This window comes from Paracoccus onubensis, assembly GCF_003591515.1.
Lineage (GTDB): Bacteria > Pseudomonadota > Alphaproteobacteria > Rhodobacterales > Rhodobacteraceae > Paracoccus > Paracoccus onubensis.
Genome location: NZ_QZCG01000008.1, coordinates 70,415 through 91,676, shown reverse-complemented (window position 1 = coordinate 91,676; position 21,262 = coordinate 70,415). Strand labels below are relative to the sequence as shown.

Below are 21,262 nucleotides of genomic sequence, written 5' to 3'. Positions count from 1 at the left end.
AAAATGTATGGGCCGCTGCGTCCGGTGCGGCTGTCGAAATGCCCATATATGCGAATTGGTAATAAATTTCCGTGATTAGAAACAATTTGACATAGCGCATCGCTCTGTCTTCTCATCCAGACAATGTTATTGTGAATTGTCGGCAGTTCGCGATGACGAGTAGCCGGACGCATCAAGCTCCGGACGCAGCTTTCAAAAGAGGGACGAGAGATGAACGCTTATCTTGACCGTGAGGACGTGCGCGATCGCAATATCAAGGAACTGATCGAATTTCTTCGCATGCCCACCGTCTCGGCCCGGGGCGAGATGAAGCCGATGCAGGATGCCGCGCATTGGCTGATGAAGCGGCTTCAAGGATTGGGCGCCGAGACGCAGCTGCTGGACAGCACCGGCTTCCCGATCGTTTACGGTGAAATCAAGGGAGACAGCGACAAATCCGTTCTGTTCTACAATCATTATGACGTACAGCCGGTCGAACCTCTGGAGGCATGGAGCTCGGACCCGTTCGAACCTCAAATCCGCGATGGTATTCTTTTCGGCCGGGGCGCCGACGACAACAAGGGTTCGCTCATTTCGCGAATTCATGCGGTCGAGGCAATATTGAAAGAACGGGGCTCGTTGCCGGTGACGGTGAAATTCCTGTTCGAGGGCGAAGAGGAATCCGGTTCCGCCAGCCTGCCGGCAACGGTTGAGAAATATCGCGATCTGTTGCGCGCCGACGCCTGTATCTGGGAGAATGCGCGGCGCGACGACGCCGGGAATCCCACCACCACGCTGGGCAACAAGGGCATGTTCTCGTTCGAACTCAGGGTCCGCACGGCAAGCGCCGATTCCCATTCCGGCAAAGCGAATATTTACCCCAACGCGATCTGGCGACTGGTGACGGCCCTGTCCAGCATGAAAGCCGCCGATGGCAGCATCGCCATAGATGGCCTGATGGATGCGGTGGGCGATCTGACGGAGGCCGAGGCGGAAATCTGCCGCAACACCCCCGCCAACGGTCCGCAGCAGGCCCGCAAACTGGGACTGGAAACATTACTGCCCGGCAATGACGATTTCGCGGTCAACAAGGCGCTGTTCTATACGCCTTCGCTGAACATTCAGGGGATCGAAGGCGGCTATACGGGGCCGGGCCACAAGACGGTCAATCCGTCAACAGCACTGGCACGCCTGGAATGCCGGCTGGTCAAGAACCAGGATCCAGATGAGGTAGAGCGCATGATCCAAAAACATCTTGCCTCTCGTGGCTATGACGATATCGAGGTTGTCAGCCAAAAGGCAGGCGCATGGCCAAGCTATACCGCGCCAGACGATCCCTTCGTCAAAACGGTCGCCGGTGCCGCAGCCAAGGTATATGACAAGGATATCGTGATCCTGCCCAGTTCGCCGGGTACAGGTCCCCGCTTCATCTTCAGATACCAGCCGCAGATGCCGATCGCCGCATTGGGCGTGGGTCACGCCAATAGCCGCGCCCATGCGCCTGACGAAAACGTCGCAGTCGAGGATCAGCACCTGACCACCAAACATGTCGCGCAAATCCTGCGCGACTGGGCCGAAGCCGGGGCGTAAGTCCCCGGAAAGCCTTCATTCCAACAAGGAGGACATCATGTCGAGACTGAACCCAAAGCGGATGCTGCTCGGCGCTGTCTTTGCCGCACTGATGACCGGCGGTGCGCTTGCGCAGGACCGGGAACTGGTCATCGCTCAGGGCATCGACACGCCGGGCTTTGACATCCACAATCATTCGACCTCTGCCGTCGAGGCGATCCATGTCAACATCTTCGACTATCTGGTGATGCGCGATCAGGCCGGAGAGCTTCAGCCCGCGCTCGCGACCGACTGGGAGCAGGTGAGCGATAGCGCGATGCGTTTTCATCTGCGCGAGGGGGTGCTGTTCCATGACGGAACCACGATGACCGCCGAGGATGTGAAATTCTCGCTGGAACGGCCGGCGCTTGATCCTGCCGTGCTGCAGCACTCTTTCTACGACACCATCACCGAGGTCGAAGTCGTGAACGATCACGAGATCATCATCCATACCGATGGCCCCGATCCCATTCTTCTGAACCGGATCAGCCGCATCGGATCGGGCATTGTGCCCAAGGCCTATGTGGATGAGGTGGGCTGGGAAGGTTTTTCCCAGAAGCCGATCGGCACCGGCCCTTTCAAAGTGGTCGAATGGCTGCGCGATGACCGGATCATCATGGAAGGCTTTGACGAGCATTGGCGTGGTGCTCCGGCCTGGGACCGTCTGATCCACCGCACGATCCCGGAAGCATCCACCCGGGTGGGCGAACTGATCAGCGGCGGCGTCGATATCGCGACCAACATCCCCAGCCAGGACCGTGACCGGGTAGAGGGCTCGGGCATCGCCCATGCGGTGCCGTGGCCGTCCTTCCGCGTCATGCAGTTGTTCCTGAACACCAAGGACGACTCGCCGCTGGCCGATCCGAAGGTGCGCGAGGCGATCGATCTGGCGATCGACAATCAGATGCTGATCGATACCGTGACGAACGGCCTTGGAACCCCGGTGCGCGCCGCGGTCACCCCCGGTCTCAGCGCTGTTCCGATGGCGTATTACGACACCTATAATTTCGATCCCGAACGTGCCGTGCAGCTTCTGGAAGAAGCGGGTTATGGTCCCAATGAACTGCAACTCAAGCTGCAAGGCCCTGCCGGACGGTATCCTCTGGATGTCGAGACACTGGAGATCGTGGCTGTGATGCTGAATGCGGTCGGCATCCAGACCGAGATCGAAACCCTGGAATGGAGCGCGTATGAAAGTCGTGTCTGGACCCCGAACACGATTGACGGGATTGCGTTGATCGGTCACGCAAATTCATTGCAAGATGGCTATCACGCGGTCCAGCGCGCGCGTTGCGGGTTTGAATTCAGCCTGAAAACCGGATGGTGCAACGAGGAATTCGACAAGCTGATCGAGCAATCCGCCGCCACGGTGGACCCCGAGGAACGCGCGCAGCAAATATCCGATGCTTTCGACCTGTTCGTCGCATCGAATACCGTGCTGCATCTGTTCCAGGTCGAGAATCTGATCGGCGTCAGCACCTCCGTCGATTGGTCACCTTCTCCGGATGAGCAGCTCTGGATGTATGACGCGCAGCCGCAATAAGCACCTGCAAGCGTCTGGCCCGCGTCGTGTCAGAGAAAGGCATATTGCCCCATGACAAACTATATCATCCGGCGAATCCTGCAGATGATCCCGGTGCTGTTCGGGGTCACGCTGCTGGTATTTCTCTTGCTGCGCGTGTCAGGCGATCCCGTCCAACTGATGCTGGGCGAGGATGCGACGGCGGAACAGGTTGCCCAGTTGCGCGCCGCGATGGGCCTCGATCGGCCGCTTCACGTTCAGTACATCTCTTATATGTCGGACCTGCTGCGCGGGGATTTCGGCACCTCGATCCGTTACAATAACCAGCCGGCCCTGCAGGTCGTGCTGGAGCGGCTTCCGGCCACGGCACAATTGGCGGGAATGGCGCTTTTGGTCGCGATTGTCATCTCGCTGCCGGCTGCAATCATCGCGGCCTATTGGCGCGGGCGTATCCCGGATTACATTGCATCGTTCCTGTCGGTTCTGGGGCAGGCAATGCCCAGTTTCTGGTTCGGGATCATGCTGATCCTTGTCTTCGGCATCACCTTGTCATGGCTGCCGGTTTCCGGACAGGATCAGCCCGGCGCGGTGATCCTGCCCGGCCTTGCCCTGGGGGCCAGCCTTGCGGGTGTATTGACGCGGCTGCTGCGCTCTTCTCTGCTTGAGGTGATGAATCAGGATTTCATCCGAACCGCCCGCGCCAAGGGTCTGCATCCCCGAACGATCATCTTTCGCCACGTCCTGCGGAATTCGATCCTGTCCTATCTGACCGTGATCGGGCTGGAGACCGCGGCACTGATGGCCGGGGCCGTGGTAACCGAGCAGGTCTTCGCCTGGCCGGGCATCGGTCTGCTGGTGATTCAGGCGATCAATTTTCGCGACATGGCCGTCGTGCAGGCGGTGATCATCCTGTCGGCGATCATCGTGATGATGACCAGCCTGATCGTGGACATCCTGTATTCGCTTATCGATCCGAGGATCCAGCATGGCTGACATTCACATCCTTGCCACCGGGCGCGCATCAAGCCGGCTGGCGGATCTGCGCCTCTCCGGAGTAGCGATCGTCTGCATCGGCATTCTCACCATCTTCATATTGATGGCGATCTTCGCCGCGTTCATTGCGCCCTATGAACCTTCGCTGCCTGATCTTCGCGCGCGTCTCGCACCACCCATGTGGAACGAGGGCGGGACCACGGCCCATATCCTCGGCACCGATCATCTGGGGCGGGACATGCTCTCGCGTCTGGTCTACGGTTCCAGGATCGCACTGCTTGTCGGCTTCTTTGGCGTAATCGTCGCGTCCCTGATCGGAACGGCAATCGGTCTCATCGCGGGCTTTGTCGGCGGTGCGGTGGACTCGGTCCTGATGGCGGTGGTCAACACGCTTCTCGCTGTGCCGAATACCCTGCTTTACATCACCGTTCTTGCGGTTTTCGGACAAAGTCTCACGCTCCTGATCATTGTCATCGGCTGCATCAACTGGACCACCTTCGCCCGCGTCGTCCGGGGCGAGGTTCTCAGCATCAAGCAGCGCGAATTCATCGAGGCAAGCCGCGCCATCGGGCAACGTCCCATCGTCACCATCATCCGCCATATCCTGCCGAATGTGCTGGGTCCGATCATCGTGATCGCAACGATGAATGTCGCAATGCTGATCATTCTCGAGGCGACGCTCAGCTTTCTGGGCCTTGGCGTCCAGCCGCCCACCGTCACCTGGGGGCGCATGCTCGCGGATGGCCGCGATTATGTCGCAACAGCATGGTGGCTGGCGGCGCTGCCCGGGGTGATGATTACGCTACTGACACTTTCCCTGATCTTCCTGGGTGACTGGCTGCGCGACAGGCTGGACACAAGGAGCGATCAGTGAGCGTAAATGATACACCGGACCGCGCGCTTGCCGAGCTGATCGAATGGGTCCGCATCCCAAGCCATGCGGGTAACGCTGATGCCAAGGCCGAGGCCGCCCGATATTGCGGCGCATTGTTGGAAGCCGCGGGATTCACCGTGAAATTCGACGGCCCGGCGAACGCGCCCGCAGTGATTGCCGTGCTCAATTCCGAGGCGCCGAACCGGCTTTTGCTCTATAGCCATTATGACGTTGTTGCCCCGGGCGACCCTGCCGCGTGGGATCATCTGCCCTTCTCGGGCAAGGTCGTGGACGGGACATTGCACGGGCGTGGCACATCGGATCACAAGGCAACCTTCATCGCGCGGCTAGAAGCGATCCGCCGCCTGCAATCGGAAAATGCCATGCCTCTGGGCATCAGCTTTCTCGTCGAGGGAGAAGAAGAGCAGGGCAGCGCCTCGCTGGAGGGGATCATTACCCGAAATCGCGACATGCTGCGGGCCGGGGGCGGGTTGTATTCCGGCGGCGCCCGCACCGAATCCGGCCGACCGGTGATCCGGGCCGGTTGCAAGGGCAGGATCGGCCTGAAGCTGACGGTGACACTGTCGCTGCATGACAATCATTCCAAATGGGCGGGGCTTGTGCAGAATGCCGCCTGGCGGCTCATTGCGGCGCTTGCCACGCTTTATGACGGCAAGCGCGGGCAGGTTCTTGTCGAAGGCTATCGGGACGCCTGCGACGGCCCGAATGCGGTGGACGAGGCCGCGCTGGGCAAATTGGATTTCGACGCGGACGCCTTTCTGGATTCGTCGGGATATGAAGGTTTGCGTGGCGATATCGTGGCCGATCCCTTGCGAACCCTGATGTTCGAGCCGACCTTCAATCTCGCCTGGCTGCGCAGCGGACCGGGTGGGGAAACCGTCCTGCCCGGCAATGCGTCGGCGATGCTGGATTTGCGTCTGGTGCCGGGTCAGAACCCGGCACAGGTCGAGCAGATGATCCGCACGCATCTTGCCAATGCGGGTTTTGCCGATGTCGAGATCGAAGCAAGCGGCGGCTGTGAACCCGATAAATGCGAACTTGGCGATCCGGTTGTTCAATCCCTGCACGACGCCGCGTTGCGGGTGCATGGTGAATGCTTTCTGCATCCCATCGGAGCGGGCTCGGGTCCGCGATACCTTTTCCGGCGGCATCTGGGGTTCAATCTGGTGCAGGATCCCGGTTGCAGTTGGGCAGGCTCCAACGATCATGCCGCCAACGAGAATATCAGGATCGCGCATTTCCAGCAGAATATCTCCCTGATGCAAGAGTTTCTGCGCGTCCATGCCAGCCGTGCCGGATTGTCGTGATGACGATGGCAAGCGGTCAAGAATTTCCCAAGGACAACGAGATGCCCGAAACCCACAGCCCCGCGTCAACCCGACCCGTCTTGTCGGTCTCGAATCTCACAACTGCCCTGCGTCAGCGGGATGGGGGTTTCCAGACCATCATCGACGATATCACTTTCGACATCGCTCCGAAGGAAACGCTTGCGATCGTTGGTGAATCCGGCTCGGGAAAAAGTGTCACCGCGCTTTCGATCATGCGGCTTCTCGGTGGGAAGAGCAGCCGCATCAGCGGGCGCGTGGAGCTGGCCGGGCGCAATCTTCTGGACCTGACCGAACCGCAAATGCGCGCGATCCGGGGCAATGACATCGCGATGATCTTTCAGGAACCGATGACCAGCCTTAACCCGCTGATGACCGTGGGCGCCCAAATCACCGAGGTTCTGATACGCCACCGGGGCATGACGCAAACCGAAGCGCGCAGGGAAAGCCTGCATATGCTTGAGCGGGTGCGCATACCCGAGGCGCGCGCCCGGCTCGACGAATATCCGCACCGGCTTTCAGGGGGGATGCGGCAAAGGGTCATGATCGCCATGGCGCTGGTCTGCAAGCCGCGTCTTCTGATCGCCGATGAACCGACCACCGCGCTGGATGTGACCATTCAGGCCCAGACGCTGGCCCTGATGAAGATACTTCAGGAAGAAGAGGGAATGGGGATCCTTTTCATCACCCACGACATGGGGGTCGTGTCCGAAGTGGCGGACCGGACCCTGGTGATGCTGCGCGGAAAGGCGGTAGAGCGGGGCAGCACCGCAGAGCTTTTTGCCAGCCCGCGCCATTCCTATGCGCGGGCGCTGCTGGCGGCGGTTCCAACGCTTGGAACGATGGAAGGCGTGGCCTTGCCGCAACGCTTTCCCGCCATCGATCAGGTCACGGGCAAGGCCGCGCTGCCACCACCTCCGGTCGATACGGTAAGTGCGGATGAGCCGCCAGTGCTTCGTGTGCGCAATCTGACCACGCGCTATGCCGTCGGCCGCCGCCTGATCGGCGGGCCGAAATTCGCCATTCATGCGGTTGAAAACGTATCCTTCGATCTGCGCAAGGGCGAGACCCTGGCGCTGGTCGGTGAATCCGGCTGCGGAAAATCCACCCTTGGCCGTTCGGTCCTGCGGCTGGTAGAGCCGAAATCGGGCGAGATTCAGCTGCAAGGCACCGATATCCGCAAGCTGGATACCACCGGGCTAAGACGGATGCGCAGAAGCGCCCAGCTGATCTTTCAGGACCCTTATGCAAGCCTCGATCCGCGCTACAGGGTGGGAACCACGATTGCGGAACCGATATTGGCCCATGGATTGGCAAGCCGCGCCGAGGCGCAGGAACGTGTCGCCCGCCTGCTTGAGCGCGTGGGCCTTAGCGCCGATGCCGCCAACCGTTATCCGCATGAATTTTCCGGTGGCCAGCGACAAAGGATCAGCATTGCGCGCGCCCTTTCGCTGGAACCCGCGATGATCGTCGCGGATGAGGCGGTTTCGGCGCTGGATGTCTCGATCAAGGCGCAGGTTCTGAACCTGATGCTGGATTTGCAGGAAAGCCTGCGGCTGGCCTATCTTTTCATCTCACATGACATGGCGGTCGTCGAGCGGATCAGTCATCGCGTGGCGGTGATGTATCTGGGCGAAGTGGTCGAGATCGGCCCGCGAAATGCGGTTTTCGGCAATCCGCAGCATCCCTATACGCGCAAGCTTCTGGCCGCGGTGCCAAAGCTCGAACCCTCGCGACGCGATCGCAAGCCAATGCTTTCCAATGATGAAATTCCAAGCCCCATCCGCGCCGCCGGATACGAGCCGCCCAAACGCAGCTATCGCATGGCTGGAACAGATCATTTCGTTTGCGAAAACTGACCGCCCACCTCCCGCGCGCGGTTCATGCTGAGACGGGCCTTCTGCGCATTGCGGATATGTTTGCGCGCTGCGGCCTCGGCGGCGGCGCTGTCCCGGGCAGAGATGGCGTCGACGATGCCCTCATGCTCTTCCCGGGCGGTGGCGGAACGGAAACCCAGTCCCAGCGTTGTCGGCCCCAGCAGCAGCATCGCGGTCGAAAGCGATTCAAGCGTCTTGACCAGAAAGCGGTTATGCGCGGCCTGATAGAGGGCGGAATGGAATGTGCGATTGATTTGTGCGGCCGCCGCCGGCGTGTCGCCATGCTTGCGCTCGTATTCAAGGATCTCGCGCAAATCCTCGATCTCGACACTGGAAGCATGGATGGCGGCATCGCGCGCGGCCGTGCCTTCCAGCACCTCGCGCATGCTGTACAGCTCGATGATCGATTGCTGGTCCAGCTTGGTGATGACGGCGCCGACATGCGGCTGGTGCGTTATGAGACCGTCCGCCTCCAGCCTGCGCAGCGCATCACGCACCGGGGTACGGCTGGTGTTAAGACGCTCTGCCAAATCGGTTTCGCGTACCCGGCTGCCCGGCAGCAGATGTCCGGCGATGATTTCTTCCTTGATACGCTGATAGGCGGTTTCACCTCGCATCTTCGTCTCGATGGGTTTCTTGCTCATGACAGGCTCCGAAATCATTCGCCGTTGCTTAATTTATTTTCGGCAGCCAGAGCCAGCCTGAATGTCCGGAAACCCGCCATCACGTCTGGCCCGGCGGGATCTGCCGGAATTCGTTCCCGTACCAGGATCGTAAAGCGCAGCGTCCGGGTCAAGCCTTGCCGGGCGGGGCTGATCGTTAGCCTGTAGCGCCCGCCCCGTCTCTTTCCGTCTCCCCCTCTGCTTCTTCTTTGTCCAAATACCTCGGGGGTCCGGGGGCAGCGCCCCCGGCCATCGCGGGACGCAAATAATCGGTATTTCCGCTTCAATGCAACAGGCCCTAGCCCCGGAAACCTGCCAATGCGGACAGATCCGGCGCCTCGAACAGCCCGCTTGCATAATCGCGCAACTGACGGCCGAGTTCGGGTGACCAGCCGCCATAGCTGCAATTGGCATCGAATTTGGCGTGGATCTCCTCCAGCGACAGGCGCTCGCGCATACCGCCGCGCAGATGCGGCTGGCTGGCCTCGACGATCCGGCCATCGTCCAGTGTGACGATGACGGTTCCGGTGTAATTGCGGGGATATTCGTCTTTCGGGTCGATCTCGTAGCCGATCTTCGCCGCCAGCGCCAAAAGCGACGGGTCGGTGATCCGTGTATCGGTGAACTGGTTCAGACCCGCCGCCTGATCCATAAGCCCGACCGCGACGCCATAGGGAACGCTGAATTTGGCGGAATAGGGGGTCGAGGGTTTACGCTTCTCGGCCAGCGGTTCCCACAGACGATGCACGGTACCCTCGCCCACGCGGCAGGTGATATCGGTGATCCGCTCGATCGGCACGCCCTCGCGCGCAAGACGGATGGCGCAGTCGATGAAGGGTTGCACCATGGTGCCGCAGGCATAGGGCTTGAAGGCGATATTGCCGATATTCCAGAAACTGCCCAATTCCCTTGTCAGTTGCGAAAAATCCGGCGGGACGGATTTGGCACTGAAGGCGAAATAGAATCCGTGCTCGCCCTCGAATACGGTCCGTGGTCCCATGAAGCCGCTCCGCGCTAGCAGAGCCGCGCGGATGCCGCTTTGCGCCGCCCAGCCGGGATGGACCCGCTTGGTCCAGGTACCTTCCGCCAGATATTCGATAATGCCCGAGGCAAAGCTGCCCGCCACGCCCAGCGCATTGGTGATCTGCTGGCGATTCATTCCCAGCGTGGCGGCGACCCCTGCCGCAGCACCCATCGCGCCGGCCACCGCCGTAGGATGGAACCCGGCGCGGTGCTGGGCGGTGGGGGCGACGATCGCCATGCGGCACATCAGTTCTCCACCGACCAGAATGCCGCGCAGCACATCCTTGCCCGAGGCCCCGAACTGCTCGGCCGCGGCAAGAACCGCCGGTATCACCACCGCACTGGTGTGCATGGGTGAGCCTTCGAACGTATCGTCGTAATCCTCGCCATGAGATGCAGTGCCATTGATCAGTGCAGCACCTGCCATATCGAAACCGCCGGTCTGGCCGAAGGCGGTGCAATTCCCGCGTCCATCCCAGCTATCGATAATGGCCCGGACGTAATCCTGATGCCGGGCTGCGACGCAAAGACCCACATGGTCGATCAGTGCCTCGATGGCCCGGGCCTTCGCCCCGGCGGGCACCTGATCCAGACTAAGCCCTGCGGCCCAACTGGCGAATATCTCGGCGATGGCGCCATCGCTGTCTGGCGTAGGTATATGTTGTTCCATGATATTTCTCGTATGATCAAAGAGCGTCGGTCATTTCAGCCGTGCATGTCCTGCGGTTTGCGGGCCCGGCGGATCTCGGCATAGGCGGCAAGACCGATGATAAGCGCGGCACAGCAAAGCAGGCCGAGACTCAGCGGGTTCTGCAGGAAGACGATATGATCGCCATTGGTCAGCAGCAGCGACCGGCGATAGCTCGACTCGATCATATATCCCAGCACGATACCCAGGATCAGCGGCAGGACCGGGAATTCCAGTCGGCGCATCACATAGCCCACGACCCCGGCCGCCAGCACGATCCAGAAATCGAACAGGCTCTGATTGATCGAATAAATGCCGGACAGGACCACCATCATGATACAGGCGGTCAGATAGGGTTTCGGACGGTTCACCAGCCAGATGCAGGGCGTCAGCACCAGCATGCCAAGGATCAGCATGAAGATATTCGCCATGAACAAACCGCCGAACAGCCCATAGACCAGATCCGGCCGATTGCTCAGAAGCATCGGCCCGGGCTGAATGCCGTGGATCAGCAGCCCGCCCAGCAGGATCGCCATCGAGTTCGATCCGGGGATGCCAAAGCTCAGCGTCGGGATCAGTGCCGAAGAGGTCACGGCGTTATTTGCGGCCTCGGGCGCCACCACGCCTTCTTCGGAACCGTGGCCGAATTTCTCGGGTGTTTTGGACCAGCGCTTGGCCTCGTTATAGGACAGGAAGGCCGCAACCGTGCCGCCGGCACCGGGGATCGGACCCTCGATGATGCCAAGGCCGGTGCCGATGGTCTGTGCGCGGCGCAGTTCCCACATCTTGCGCAGGCCGGGCAAGCGCATCCTGGTGATGGTGTTCTTGATGACGCTCCCTTCGCCGTCATCGGGAGTAGAGACCTTGTTCATCAATTCGGCCACGGCAAAAACACCAAGCATCACGAAGATATAGTCGATTCCGCCCAGCAGATCCGGCTCGCCAAAGGTAAAGCGCGGGGCGCCGGACAGCGGATCGGTACCGACCATGGCCAGCATCAACCCGATAACCCCCATGATCAGCCCCTTGATCAGCGATCCTTCGGAAAGCGCTGCAATGATGCTGAGCCCCAGGAAGGCCAGCGCAAAATACGCAGGCGGGGTGAAGTAAAGCGCCACCATCGCCAAAGGTTTGGTCAGAAAAACCAGACAGATAAGACCAACAAGCCCCGCGATCGTGCCCGCGACCAGCGACAGGCCCAGAGCCTCGCCGCCCCGGCCTTGCTGGTGGAGGGTATAGCCGTCGATAACGGTGGCGGCGGCGGCATTGGTTCCGGGCGTACGGATCAGGATCGCGGGGATCGACCCGCCATATTCCGCACCGATATAAACCGATGTGAGCATGATGATGGCCGCCAGCGGCGACATATCGAAAGTGAAGGGCAATACGAGCGCCATTGCAATCGAGGGCGAAAGCCCCGGCAGAGCGCCGCCCAGAATGCCCCAGAGGACACCGCCGGCCGCCGACAGAACGATTGTCGGCGTGGTTAGCGCCGTGAGTGCGTAGCTCAGTCCATCCATGGTGATTATCCGGTAATTCAGGGGTTACTTCATGTCTCGGGCGCCGGATCTTCCTCAGAAGAGCGGATCTTCCTCAGAAGAGTCGGGGCCAGAAACCGGAGGGCAGCGGGATACCGAGGATGCGCGTGAATATGAGATAGTAGACCACGCCACCAATCACCGCGAAAGCCAGCATCCGCAATGATGGTTTCAGACCGGCATAAAACGACACCCCGCCCAACATCAGCATGGAGCTGAGCATGTAGCCCAGATGTGGCAGCAGCAGGATATAAAACCCGCCAAGGACGATCAGACCCATCGCGCGGGCATGCTGATGCCAATTGGCCGGTTCGTCGCTTTCCTTGACGGGATCGGCTGGAGCCGCAAGCTTCTTTGCCCTCATCTGGAAGAAGGTCTGGGTGGCAAAGGCAAGCGACAACACACCAAGCGCTACCGCAAGAAGCTTGGGCATACCATCCGCGCCGACACCCCCTGCAAGGCGGCTGACCGAAATTTGGTCAGCCCCCAGCCAATAGGCTACCGCAAGCAGGAAAAGCAGGCAGGAGACAATGAATGTAGCTCGCATCGATCCGCTGGCCTCCGGTTTCAGTTGATGTCGAATTTTTCGAAGAATTCAGTCTGCGAAGCTACGAATTCTTCCCGGGCTGCATTAGCGTCGTCATGACCGAGATAGCCGTATTGAACACCCTCCTGTTCGTACCATTCCTTGAACTCGGGATCCGTCATCATCTCCTGCACACCCTCTTCCCAGGCGGTGATTACTTCCGGCGGCAGATCCTTGGGGCCGACGATGCCACGGAACTTGGCGACCACCAGATCAACGCCCTGTTCCTGAGCGGTGGGTACATCGTCGAAACCCGGCACGCGCTCTTCGGTATAAGTGGCGATCACACGCATCGCATCGGCATCAAGCTGGCCTCGCATTTCTGCAATCTCGCCAATGCCCACCGCGGCCGTACCGTTCAGAACCGACATCAGCACATCTCCGCCGCCATCATGGGTCAGGGTAACAAGCTGCGTGTCGGTAATGGCCTGAAATTCTTCCATAACCTGACGATCAAGCGAACTGGGCGTCGATACGGCAGCCACGACCTCGCCCGGACGGGCCTGCGCATCCTCGATGATATCCTGCAGGTTCTGATAGGGGCTGTCGGATTTTACGAAGACAGTCTGCGGATCATAAAACATGTTCACGATCGGATCGAGCTGGTCATAACCCACCTCGGGTTTGCTGAGCAGCGAGGTGATGATGTAACTGGGCGTCGAACCATAGAAGACGCTGCCATCCTTGGGCGCCGCTGCCAACTCGGCCATAGCTTTCGCACCACCGCCACCGGTCACGTTCTCGACGACGAAATTCACATCCATGATCGGCCCCAACGTGGTCGCGATCTTGCGCAGGAACACATCGGTCCCGCCGCCCGGGCTGGAATGGGTGATCAGCCTGACGGTTGAGACCGGATATTCCGCAATGGCCGGTATCGCGCCGATGCCCAAAGCGGCGATGGCTCCGACGATTGCGCCTATGGATTTGCTTTTCATTTTGTCCTCCTTGTTGATGCCCTCCGGGTCTCCTCCCCCGGGCATGATTCTATTCTGCGGCTCTCCGCAGCCGGCCTGTCAGGTCAGAAACAGGCCGCCATTCACATGAATTGTCTGTCCGGTCACAAAATCACCGGCAGGGCCGCAAAGTGTCAGGATCATCGCGGCGACGTCCTCGGGGGCGCCTTCGCGCGGAACGATCGGTTTGGCACCGCCGGGCAGGCTGACGGTATTGCCCGAGGTGCCGGATCGCTTGCCACCGATCTTGCCCGGCGCCACGCAATTGACGGTAATGCCGTGGCCGGCGAACTCGACAGCAGCGGCGCGGGTCAGCCCCTCCAGCCCGGCCTTGGCCGCCGCGACATGGGCGCGTTCGATCGCACCCGTATGGGCACTGACCCCGCCGATATTGATGATGCGGCCATGACCGCGCCTGACCATGCCGGGCAGCGCCGCGCGGCTGCAGAGAAAGGCGCCTTCAAGGATCACCGATTGAATCTCGCGCCATTCCGCAAGCGTCATGTCGATCAATGCGGCCTCGCGCCGGATTGCGGCATTATTCACGAGTATGTCGAGATGGCCCATTCTGGCCTCGATCTCGGCGAGCATACCGGCAACTGCGGTCTCGTCCGTCACATCCGCCAGATGGGTCATTGCCCGCACGCCAAGCGCTTCGACCGCATGACAGGTATCCTCGGCTTCCTGCTTCGAGTTGCGCGCGTTGATGACGATATCCGCGCCGGCACCGGCCAATGCCAGCGCCGTGGCCCGTCCGATCCGGCGCACGCCGCCGGTAACAAGAGCAACCTGACCCAAGAGCGGCCGGGAACCGGCTGCAGTGACTGCGCTCATACTGATTTTCTCCCCTTCCGGCAGAGGTCAACGAGGACCCTTCGCACGGATTGCATACTCATGTATCCAATTTATACCCGGTTTGGCTAGCCTTTTTTTCGTGGCAATCCGATGCGATCGCAGATTTTCTCGGTCAATTTGAAGAGGCCCAAGCGCCGGAATAGCCGAAAAAACTGTAAACAGTAAGCATTTACAATGAAAGAGCGCACGAAGTGAAAAGCGGTCACAAGAACCACATTCAGTTGCAAAATTTTTGCTGTCAGGGCCATTTCGGCCATGCCGCCGGGTGAAGCGGCGAGAATCGCCGTGGCGACAGGAAGGCCCGTAAGCTGGTGCATGCCCAGCGCATAACAGGCAAGCAGCCCGCTCATCAGCAGAATGAACAGCGGCGCGATGATCAGCATTCGCCCGGCTCCGATCAGGTTCCTGCGCTTGAACCGGGCGCCGATGGTGATGCCGATCATATATTGACCCGCGATGAAGGGCAGATGGGGTGCCCGTCCCTGCACCAGATCGAAGCCCGCCAGCAGACCGGCGCCCAACAGCCCGCCAATCATCCAGGGGTTATTCGCCCGCATCAGCTTGACCAGAAACACCGCCAGACCCGAGACCGCCAGCACACACAGGAATGCCGAAGCGGGCAGCACCGGCGGTTCGATCCCCGTGACGCTTTTTCCGACCGCCGCAAAATGCAGAAGCAGCACCGGCAATAACGAGACCAGTATCGCCACGCGCAATGCCTGCGCCACGGTCACGAATTCGGATATCGCGCCTTCTTGTTCGCCCATGCGGGCCATCTCGGACAGGCCGCCGGGGGTCAGGGCGAAGAACCCGGTCGCCAGATTGACCCGCGCAAGCCGCGCAAAAGGCGACGCCAGCAACCCGGTCAGCATTATCGCGACCAGCGCACCAAGGATCATGACCGAAAACCACTCGATCAGCATGCGGATCGCGGCGGGCGTCATGGTCAGACCGATGGCCGAACCCACGATCAGCTGGCCGATCTTGCGGCCGGGCTGCATCTCGAGAATGCCGACGCCCGAAAAGGCCGCGGCGGCCGTCACCGCCATCGGGGCCAGAACCCAGGCCAGCGGCAGGCCCAGCAGCGCAGCTGCCCAGCCCCCAAGCGCCGCGACAAGGCAGACGGCTATCCCGCTTGCCGGATTTCCCGACGCCATGGCGTCAGACTCCGCCCCCTCCGCCGGGGCCAGGCGCTGCCAGCAGCGCGAACAGTTCTGCCGCATCGTCGAGCCGGTCGATTTCCCGGCCCAGTTCAAGGATGCGTGCCGCTGCCGCATCCCCCAATACCGGCGCGGCATTGGCAATGAATTTGGCGTCCAGAGCCGTGTCGGTCATGGGATTTCCGACCGTGCCGGTCGCATGGGCGACGACATGGCTGACCCTGTTGCCATCGACCAGAACCGCCTCGGCCCTTGCCTGATCCCGGGCCAGCGCCTCATCGGTTTCGACCCGGATCTTGGCAACAAATTCCCGCACATCTGCCGCCGTGACCCGGTCATTGGCGAATTGCGCAATGCCGCCCGCCTGATCGAGAAAGGAAACCGCCGCCGCATGGCTGATGCTGAATTTGGATTTCAGACCGGTCTCGGGCGAGACAACTCCGGTGATGCGCAGGGCTGCCGGGTTGACGGTCAACAGCACCTCCCGCACTTGCGTCGGGTCGGCGACCTTGTCGCGCAGGCCGATCATCGCATCCATGGCCGGATGCAGCACTACCCCGCAGGCATAGGGCTTGAACCCATTGGCGGTGATCTCCCATCGCTTGCCCAGCCCGTCAACCAAGGCTTCGGGCGCGGATTGCGTGCTGTAGATACGAATAAAACCGCGCTTGCCTTCAAGGCTTTCGGTCGAGCCGTCAAAGCCATTCGCGGCAAGCTGCGCGGCAAGCAGGCCATTTGCCGCAGCTTTTCCGGCATGGAAGGATTTCGCCATCGTTCCCCGGTTCTGTTGCATGCCCGAGGCCTGCGTCGCGGCCAACGCAATGGCATGGGTGGTCATGAGACCATCCAGCCCCAACACCCGCGCCACCGCTACGGCGGCGCCGATCGTGCCAAGCGTGCCGGTCAGATGCCAGCCGCCATCGTGATGCCGCATCGCCGCCTGCCCGGTTCGCACCGCGGCATCGAAAGCCAGAACATAGCTTAGCACCAGATCCGCCCCGCTGAATCGCGCAGTCGCCCGCGTCGCCAGCAGCGCGGACAAGACAGGCGAGCTGCAATGCAGGATCACCCCGCCCATATGCGTATCGTCGAAATCAAGCATATGGCCCGCCGTTCCGTTGAACAGCGCCGCATCGCGTGGCGCAAGACCCTGCGAGCGGCCGATCGCCACGGCCTCGCCCGGTGTCTCCGCGCTCAAGGTGCGGTAGACAATCCCCGGACCCGGCTGCCCGCTGCCTGCGATGGCGCAGCCCAGCCAGTCGATGATTCCGCGCCGCGCCGCCGCAACGGTATTGGCGGGCAGGTCCGAAAAGCGCGTGGAGGCCACATGATCCGCGAGTTGCCGGGTCAGCCCCAATCCCAGCGAGGCCGCGCCATAGCTGGTCCCGGCAGCCTCTTTGGATATTCCCTGTTCCGCTGTGGTCTGTCCCGTCATGCTCCCCTCCTCCTGAAGATGCCCGGCCTCGGGGCCTCCACGCTGCAGGCCGAAAACCTGTAAGTTGAAGCTGGACAATTGTATACGTGTGGATACAATAATGACATTACTCAGGAAGCCACTCATGATGCAAGATCAGATTTCACCCATGACCAAGGTCCTCGCGGATTATATCGCCGAGGCTGCCAGCCGCGATCTACCGCAGGATGTGATGGCGAAAGCGGTGGATCATGTGATGGATTCCGTCGCGGCAATCCTGTCCGGCTCGCGATTGCGGGCGGGCGAGCTTGCGATTGCCTATGCCGCCGCGCAGGGGGCTGGCGAAAGCGGCGCAGCGGCGGTGCTAGGCACCGGGCTGCGCGCGCCGGTCGCACTGGCCGCGCTGGTCAATGGCTTCAGTGCCCATGCCGACGAGACCGACGATTCGCATCTGGGCGGGCGGTTTCATCCCGGCTGCGCCATCGTGCCCGCCGCGCTGGCGGCGGCCGAGGCCAATGGGTCCAGCGGGGCCGAATTCCTCAGGGCTGTGGTGCTGGGCTATGACATCGGCGCGCGGGCGGTGATGGCTTTGGATCACGCGCGCCCCGATACGGCGAAACATTCCAGCCACAGCATCGGTCCGTTATTCGGCTCTGCCGCCGCCGCTGCCAGCCTTTATCGCCTTTCGCCCCGGCAGGTGCGCCATGCATTGTCCTATACCGTGCAGCAATGTTCCGGTGTGCCGTTCTGGCAGCGCGACCCCGATCATATCGAGAAAGCCTTCGATTTTGCAGGCATGGGCGCGCGCAATGGCGTAACGGCGGCAAGTCTTGCGGCGGCGGGATTCACCGGCATCGATGATCCCTTCAGCGGACGGCATAACTACTTTTCGGCCTTTGCCGAGCATGCGGCCCCGGCAAGGCTGATCGAGGGTCTGGGTGATCGTTTCGAGATCATGAATGCCACGACCAAGAAATGGTGCGTGGGCTCGCCCATCCAGGCGATGCTGGACGCTGTTGAGATCCTGATCGCCTCTGATGATCCGCAGGTGGCGGCGATAGAATCCGTGACGATCACCATGCCCGATGACCGGATCCATATCGTCGACAACCGCCAGATGCCCGCCACTTGCGCGCAGCATCTGGTGGCCATCGCATTGATTGACCGGTTCGTGACCTTCGCCTCCAGCCATGACGTGGACCGGATGGCCGACCCAAAGGTGCTGGCCTTGCGGCAGAAGATCACGCTTTTGCCCAGCGCCGGATTGACCGCTGCGAAACCCGCACGGCAGGCGATTGTGGAAATCGTCATGGCAGATGGCCGCCACCTGCGTCACCACGCCTCTGCCGTCCGCGGCACGCCGGACAATCCCATGAGCGCCGCCGAACTGCGCGGCAAGGCCGGTGAGCTGATCACGCCGGTAATCGGGGCGCGAACCGACGCCCTGCTTGATGCGCTGGCTGGTCTGGCCAGGGCGCGCTCGATCGCGCCGATCATCGAACTCGCCACCCAATCCTGACACCCGGACCCTAAAACCGGTCAGAGAGTGGGTTTTGCTGTTGCTCATTATTGTATACACAAGTATCCAATATTAATCGCCGGATCCGGCAACCCTGCGGGAAGCCGCCCTCGACAGGATGAAACAGAAAGAAAGACCAGATGTTTTGCTGCAAGCGACGTGCCCGCCAGTCAGATCCGCCGGACAGCATCCTTTGGGATGTTGTGATCGCGGGCGGTGGCAATGCCGCGCTATGCGCCGCCATCACGGCGGCAGAGGCGGGGGCGCGGGTCATCATCCTCGAAGGCGCGCCAAAGCCCTATCGCGGCGGCAACAGCCGACATACCCGCAATTTCCGCTGCATGCATGAAGGCCCGTTATCGGTGCTGACCGACGCCTATCTGGAAGAAGAATATTACAACGACCTCCTGCTGGTCACCAAAGGCAAGACCGACGAGCATCTGGCGCGTCTGGCCATCCGGGGCTCGCAGGAATGTCTGCCCTGGATGGAGGCGCATGGGGTGCGGTTCCAGCCCTCGCTTTCGGGGACGCTGTCGCTGTCGCGGACCAATGCCTTCTTTCTGGGCGGCGGCAAGGCCCTGGTGAATGCCTATTACAACACTGCCGAAGATCTGGGGGTGACGGTGGTTTACGACGCTCAGGTGCAACATGTGCATCTGGAGGGCGACCGGTTCACCCATATGGAGGTTTCGGTCGCGGGCGGCCCCGTGCAGCGCTTCCGGGGCAAAGCTGCGGTGCTGGCCTCGGGCGGGTTCCAGTCGGATATCGACTGGCTGATCCGGGCATGGGGACCGGCGGCGGCGAATTTCCTGATCCGCGGCACACCCTATAATCGCGGCGTGGTGCTGCGCGACATGCTGGAGCAGGGCTGCCAGTCGGTCGGCGATCCCACCCAATGCCACGCCGTGGCCATAGATGGGCGGGCCCCGAAATTTGATGGCGGAATCTGCACCCGGCTCGACTGCGTACCCTTCTCCATCGTGGTGAACCGCGACTGCGCGAGGTTCTACGACGAAGGCGAGGATACCTGGCCCAAACGCTATGCGATCTGGGGCCGCCTTGTGGCGGCGCAGCCCGATCAGGTGGGCTATGCGATCATCGATGCGAAATCCATCGATCTGTTCATGCCCTCGGTTTTCCCCGCCATGCGCGCCGATACGATAGAGGAACTGGGCGCGAAGCTGGGTCTTGACGGGCAGCGCCTGAGCCGGACGGTCGCGGAATTCAACGCCGCCTGCCGCCCCGGCAGCTTCCATCCGACCGAGTTGGACGGACTTGCGACCGAGGGGCTCGATCCGCCCAAAACAAACTGGGCACGCCCGATCGAGAAACCTCCTTTCTACGGATATCAGCTGCGTACCGGGGTGACGTTCACCTATCTGGGGCTGAAGGTCTCGGATCGCGCGCGGGTGCAGATGCCCGACGGCTCGCTGACCAATGTCTGGTCGGCCGGAGAGATGATCGCGGGGTCCATCCTTGGCCAGGGCTATCTGGCCGGTTTCGGCATGACGATCGGAACCGTGTTCGGCCGCATCGCCGGTCAGGAGGCCGCCGCCCATGTCGCATGACACGAACGCCCTGCTCCAGGAGGCCCGCCGTCAGCTGGAGATCTGTAATGCCTGCCGCTATTGCGAGGGGTTCTGTTCCGTCTTCCCAGAGATGACCCGACATAAGCTATTCGCCGATGGCGATATCAGCCATATGGCGAATCTCTGTCACAATTGCCGGGGCTGCTATTATTCCTGCCAATACAGCCCGCCCCACGAATTCCAGCTTAACCTGCCCGCCGCGCTGGCCGAGGTGCGGCAGGACAGTTGGGAAACGCTGGTCTGGCCGCAGCCGCTGGCCCGCGCCTTCCACGAGCGCGGCGTGAAGATCATGGCGTTGCTGGTGGCCGCGACGATGGCAATGCTTTGGCTGGTGATCAACCTGCGCTCCGAGGGGGGGACGGGCTTCTATGCCTATATGGCGCATAACCTGATGGTGGCGATCTTCCTGCCCGCCTTCCTTCTGCCGCTGGTATCCGTGGCGGTGGGACTGCGGCGATACTGGCGACTGACCGGTGGCAAGGCAGTGGTGCTGGCAGATCTGAAGGGCGCTTTCGCTTCGGCCGCCAGAATGAAGAATCTGGCGGGCGGCCATGGCGAGGGCTGCAATTTCGAACGCGAGGACCGCTATTCCAATGCCCGGCGCTTCGCCCATCAGGCGGTCATGTACGGTTTCCTGCTGTGCTTCGCCTCGACCTCGGTCGCCACGCTGATGCATTACCTGCTGGCCATGCCCGCCCCCTATCCATTGTTCAGCCCGCCAAAGCTTCTGGGCCTGTCGGGCGGGGTATTGATGGTGCTGGGCACGGGCGAGATGATACGGTTGAAACTGAAAAGCGATCCGGATTTGGGTTCACGGCGGGTCTGGGGTGGCGAAATGGCCTTTATCCTGCTGCTGGGCCTGACGGCGGCCACCGGGCTTGTACTTTATGCCGCCAGCGGCACGGCGGCAGTGGGTCTGCTGCTGCCTCTGCATCTGGGCACCGTGCTGACCCTGTTCCTGCTGATGCCGTTTTCCAAGATGGTCCACGGGTTCTTCCGCCTCTCGGCCTTGATCATCGACGAACAGAAGAAGCGCGCCTGAAAGCAAAGCGAATTCCATGGCCTCATGGAAG

17 protein-coding genes are annotated in these 21,262 nt (G+C 61.3%); 9 read left to right on the top strand and 8 right to left on the bottom strand.

The annotated features are described in order from the left end of the window. Window positions 1-210: 210 nt before the first annotated feature. Genes D3P04_RS12545 through D3P04_RS12520 form a run of 6 tightly spaced genes read left to right on the top strand, consistent with a single transcriptional unit; the run spans window position 211 to window position 8,181 of the window. Window positions 211-1,569, top strand: coding sequence for a M20/M25/M40 family metallo-hydrolase (locus tag D3P04_RS12545; protein ID WP_119749385.1), 1,359 nt, complete (start codon window positions 211-213; stop codon window positions 1,567-1,569). Between the two features lie 37 nt (window positions 1,570-1,606). Beyond that, window positions 1,607-3,130 (top strand): ABC transporter substrate-binding protein, encoded by a 1,524-nt coding sequence (locus tag D3P04_RS12540; protein ID WP_182912837.1) that lies wholly within the window; start codon window positions 1,607-1,609, stop codon window positions 3,128-3,130. A gap of 51 nt (window positions 3,131-3,181) precedes the next feature. Then, window positions 3,182-4,102, top strand: coding sequence for an ABC transporter permease (locus D3P04_RS12535; protein WP_119749381.1), 921 nt, complete (start codon window positions 3,182-3,184; stop codon window positions 4,100-4,102). After that, the gene (locus tag D3P04_RS12530) at window positions 4,095-4,976 is read left to right on the top strand and encodes an ABC transporter permease (RefSeq protein WP_119749379.1); all 882 of its coding nucleotides are present in this window, start codon (window positions 4,095-4,097) and stop codon (window positions 4,974-4,976) included. Before D3P04_RS12535 ends, D3P04_RS12530 begins: the two co-directional genes overlap by 8 nt. Continuing rightward, a complete protein-coding gene (locus D3P04_RS12525; RefSeq protein ID WP_182912836.1) occupies window positions 4,973-6,304 on the top strand; it encodes a M20/M25/M40 family metallo-hydrolase in 1,332 nt (443 codons plus the stop codon). The genes D3P04_RS12530 and D3P04_RS12525 overlap by 4 nt, the downstream gene beginning before the upstream one ends. A gap of 41 nt (window positions 6,305-6,345) precedes the next feature. Further along, window positions 6,346-8,181: an ABC transporter ATP-binding protein gene (locus tag D3P04_RS12520; RefSeq protein WP_119749656.1), complete on the top strand. Its 1,836-nt coding sequence runs from the start codon at window positions 6,346-6,348 to the stop codon at window positions 8,179-8,181. On the opposite strand, the gene D3P04_RS12515 is transcribed toward D3P04_RS12520, so the two are convergent. The 8 genes from D3P04_RS12515 to D3P04_RS12480 form a co-directional block, all read right to left on the bottom strand. Further along, window positions 8,160-8,843, bottom strand: a complete 684-nt coding sequence (locus tag D3P04_RS12515; RefSeq protein WP_119749654.1) for a GntR family transcriptional regulator — start codon at window positions 8,841-8,843, stop codon at window positions 8,160-8,162. The genes D3P04_RS12520 and D3P04_RS12515 overlap by 22 nt on opposite strands. Before the next feature lie 316 nt (window positions 8,844-9,159). Further along, on the bottom strand, window positions 9,160-10,554 hold the full coding sequence (locus D3P04_RS12510; protein WP_119749375.1) for an MmgE/PrpD family protein: 1,395 nt from the start codon (window positions 10,552-10,554) through the stop codon (window positions 9,160-9,162). Between the two features lie 35 nt (window positions 10,555-10,589). Further along, window positions 10,590-12,092: a tripartite tricarboxylate transporter permease gene (locus tag D3P04_RS12505; RefSeq protein WP_119749374.1), complete on the bottom strand. Its 1,503-nt coding sequence runs from the start codon at window positions 12,090-12,092 to the stop codon at window positions 10,590-10,592. Between the two features lie 73 nt (window positions 12,093-12,165). Further along, complete coding sequence (locus D3P04_RS12500) at window positions 12,166-12,657, bottom strand: tripartite tricarboxylate transporter TctB family protein (protein WP_119749372.1); 492 nt, start codon at window positions 12,655-12,657, stop codon at window positions 12,166-12,168. A gap of 20 nt (window positions 12,658-12,677) precedes the next feature. Continuing rightward, window positions 12,678-13,634 (bottom strand): tripartite tricarboxylate transporter substrate binding protein, encoded by a 957-nt coding sequence (locus tag D3P04_RS12495; protein WP_119749652.1) that lies wholly within the window; start codon window positions 13,632-13,634, stop codon window positions 12,678-12,680. Between the two features lie 78 nt (window positions 13,635-13,712). Next, window positions 13,713-14,486, bottom strand: coding sequence for an SDR family NAD(P)-dependent oxidoreductase (locus D3P04_RS12490; protein ID WP_119749370.1), 774 nt, complete (start codon window positions 14,484-14,486; stop codon window positions 13,713-13,715). A gap of 86 nt (window positions 14,487-14,572) precedes the next feature. After that, window positions 14,573-15,664, bottom strand: coding sequence for an AbrB family transcriptional regulator (locus tag D3P04_RS12485; protein WP_182912835.1), 1,092 nt, complete (start codon window positions 15,662-15,664; stop codon window positions 14,573-14,575). A gap of 4 nt (window positions 15,665-15,668) precedes the next feature. Further along, entirely contained in the window at window positions 15,669-17,102 is a 1,434-nt protein-coding gene (locus tag D3P04_RS12480) for an MmgE/PrpD family protein (protein WP_182912834.1), read from the bottom strand. A gap of 124 nt (window positions 17,103-17,226) precedes the next feature. Here D3P04_RS12480 and D3P04_RS12475 point away from each other — a divergent pair, with 124 nt between their 5' ends. From D3P04_RS12475 to tcuB, 3 genes are all read left to right on the top strand, one after another. After that, complete coding sequence (locus tag D3P04_RS12475; protein ID WP_182912833.1) at window positions 17,227-18,600, top strand: MmgE/PrpD family protein; 1,374 nt, start codon at window positions 17,227-17,229, stop codon at window positions 18,598-18,600. A gap of 140 nt (window positions 18,601-18,740) precedes the next feature. Beyond that, window positions 18,741-20,168: an FAD-dependent tricarballylate dehydrogenase TcuA gene (gene tcuA, locus D3P04_RS12470; RefSeq protein ID WP_119749363.1), complete on the top strand. Its 1,428-nt coding sequence runs from the start codon at window positions 18,741-18,743 to the stop codon at window positions 20,166-20,168. Next, window positions 20,158-21,231 (top strand): tricarballylate utilization 4Fe-4S protein TcuB, encoded by a 1,074-nt coding sequence (tcuB, locus tag D3P04_RS12465; RefSeq protein ID WP_119749361.1) that lies wholly within the window; start codon window positions 20,158-20,160, stop codon window positions 21,229-21,231. The genes tcuA and tcuB overlap by 11 nt, the downstream gene beginning before the upstream one ends. Window positions 21,232-21,262 lie beyond the last annotated feature (31 nt).

What these genes read in the sequence shown, in the direction of transcription:
- D3P04_RS12545 (WP_119749385.1), top strand. Translation starts at nt 211, where the DNA reads ATGAACGCTTATCTTGACCGTGAGGACGTGCGCGATCGCAATATCAAG.
- D3P04_RS12515 (WP_119749654.1), bottom strand. Translation starts at nt 8,843, where the DNA reads ATGAGCAAGAAACCCATCGAGACGAAGATGCGAGGTGAAACCGCCTAT.
- D3P04_RS12495 (WP_119749652.1), bottom strand. Translation starts at nt 13,634, where the DNA reads ATGAAAAGCAAATCCATAGGCGCAATCGTCGGAGCCATCGCCGCTTTG.
- D3P04_RS12540 (WP_182912837.1), top strand. Translation starts at nt 1,607, where the DNA reads ATGTCGAGACTGAACCCAAAGCGGATGCTGCTCGGCGCTGTCTTTGCC.
- D3P04_RS12520 (WP_119749656.1), top strand. Translation starts at nt 6,346, where the DNA reads ATGCCCGAAACCCACAGCCCCGCGTCAACCCGACCCGTCTTGTCGGTC.
- D3P04_RS12535 (WP_119749381.1), top strand. Translation starts at nt 3,182, where the DNA reads ATGACAAACTATATCATCCGGCGAATCCTGCAGATGATCCCGGTGCTG.
- D3P04_RS12505 (WP_119749374.1), bottom strand. Translation starts at nt 12,092, where the DNA reads ATGGATGGACTGAGCTACGCACTCACGGCGCTAACCACGCCGACAATC.
- tcuB (WP_119749361.1), top strand. Translation starts at nt 20,158, where the DNA reads ATGTCGCATGACACGAACGCCCTGCTCCAGGAGGCCCGCCGTCAGCTG.
- D3P04_RS12475 (WP_182912833.1), top strand. Translation starts at nt 17,227, where the DNA reads ATGATGCAAGATCAGATTTCACCCATGACCAAGGTCCTCGCGGATTAT.
- D3P04_RS12530 (WP_119749379.1), top strand. Translation starts at nt 4,095, where the DNA reads ATGGCTGACATTCACATCCTTGCCACCGGGCGCGCATCAAGCCGGCTG.
- D3P04_RS12500 (WP_119749372.1), bottom strand. Translation starts at nt 12,657, where the DNA reads ATGCGAGCTACATTCATTGTCTCCTGCCTGCTTTTCCTGCTTGCGGTA.
- tcuA (WP_119749363.1), top strand. Translation starts at nt 18,741, where the DNA reads ATGTTTTGCTGCAAGCGACGTGCCCGCCAGTCAGATCCGCCGGACAGC.
- D3P04_RS12490 (WP_119749370.1), bottom strand. Translation starts at nt 14,486, where the DNA reads ATGAGCGCAGTCACTGCAGCCGGTTCCCGGCCGCTCTTGGGTCAGGTT.
- D3P04_RS12510 (WP_119749375.1), bottom strand. Translation starts at nt 10,554, where the DNA reads ATGGAACAACATATACCTACGCCAGACAGCGATGGCGCCATCGCCGAG.
- D3P04_RS12480 (WP_182912834.1), bottom strand. Translation starts at nt 17,102, where the DNA reads ATGACGGGACAGACCACAGCGGAACAGGGAATATCCAAAGAGGCTGCC.
- D3P04_RS12485 (WP_182912835.1), bottom strand. Translation starts at nt 15,664, where the DNA reads ATGGCGTCGGGAAATCCGGCAAGCGGGATAGCCGTCTGCCTTGTCGCG.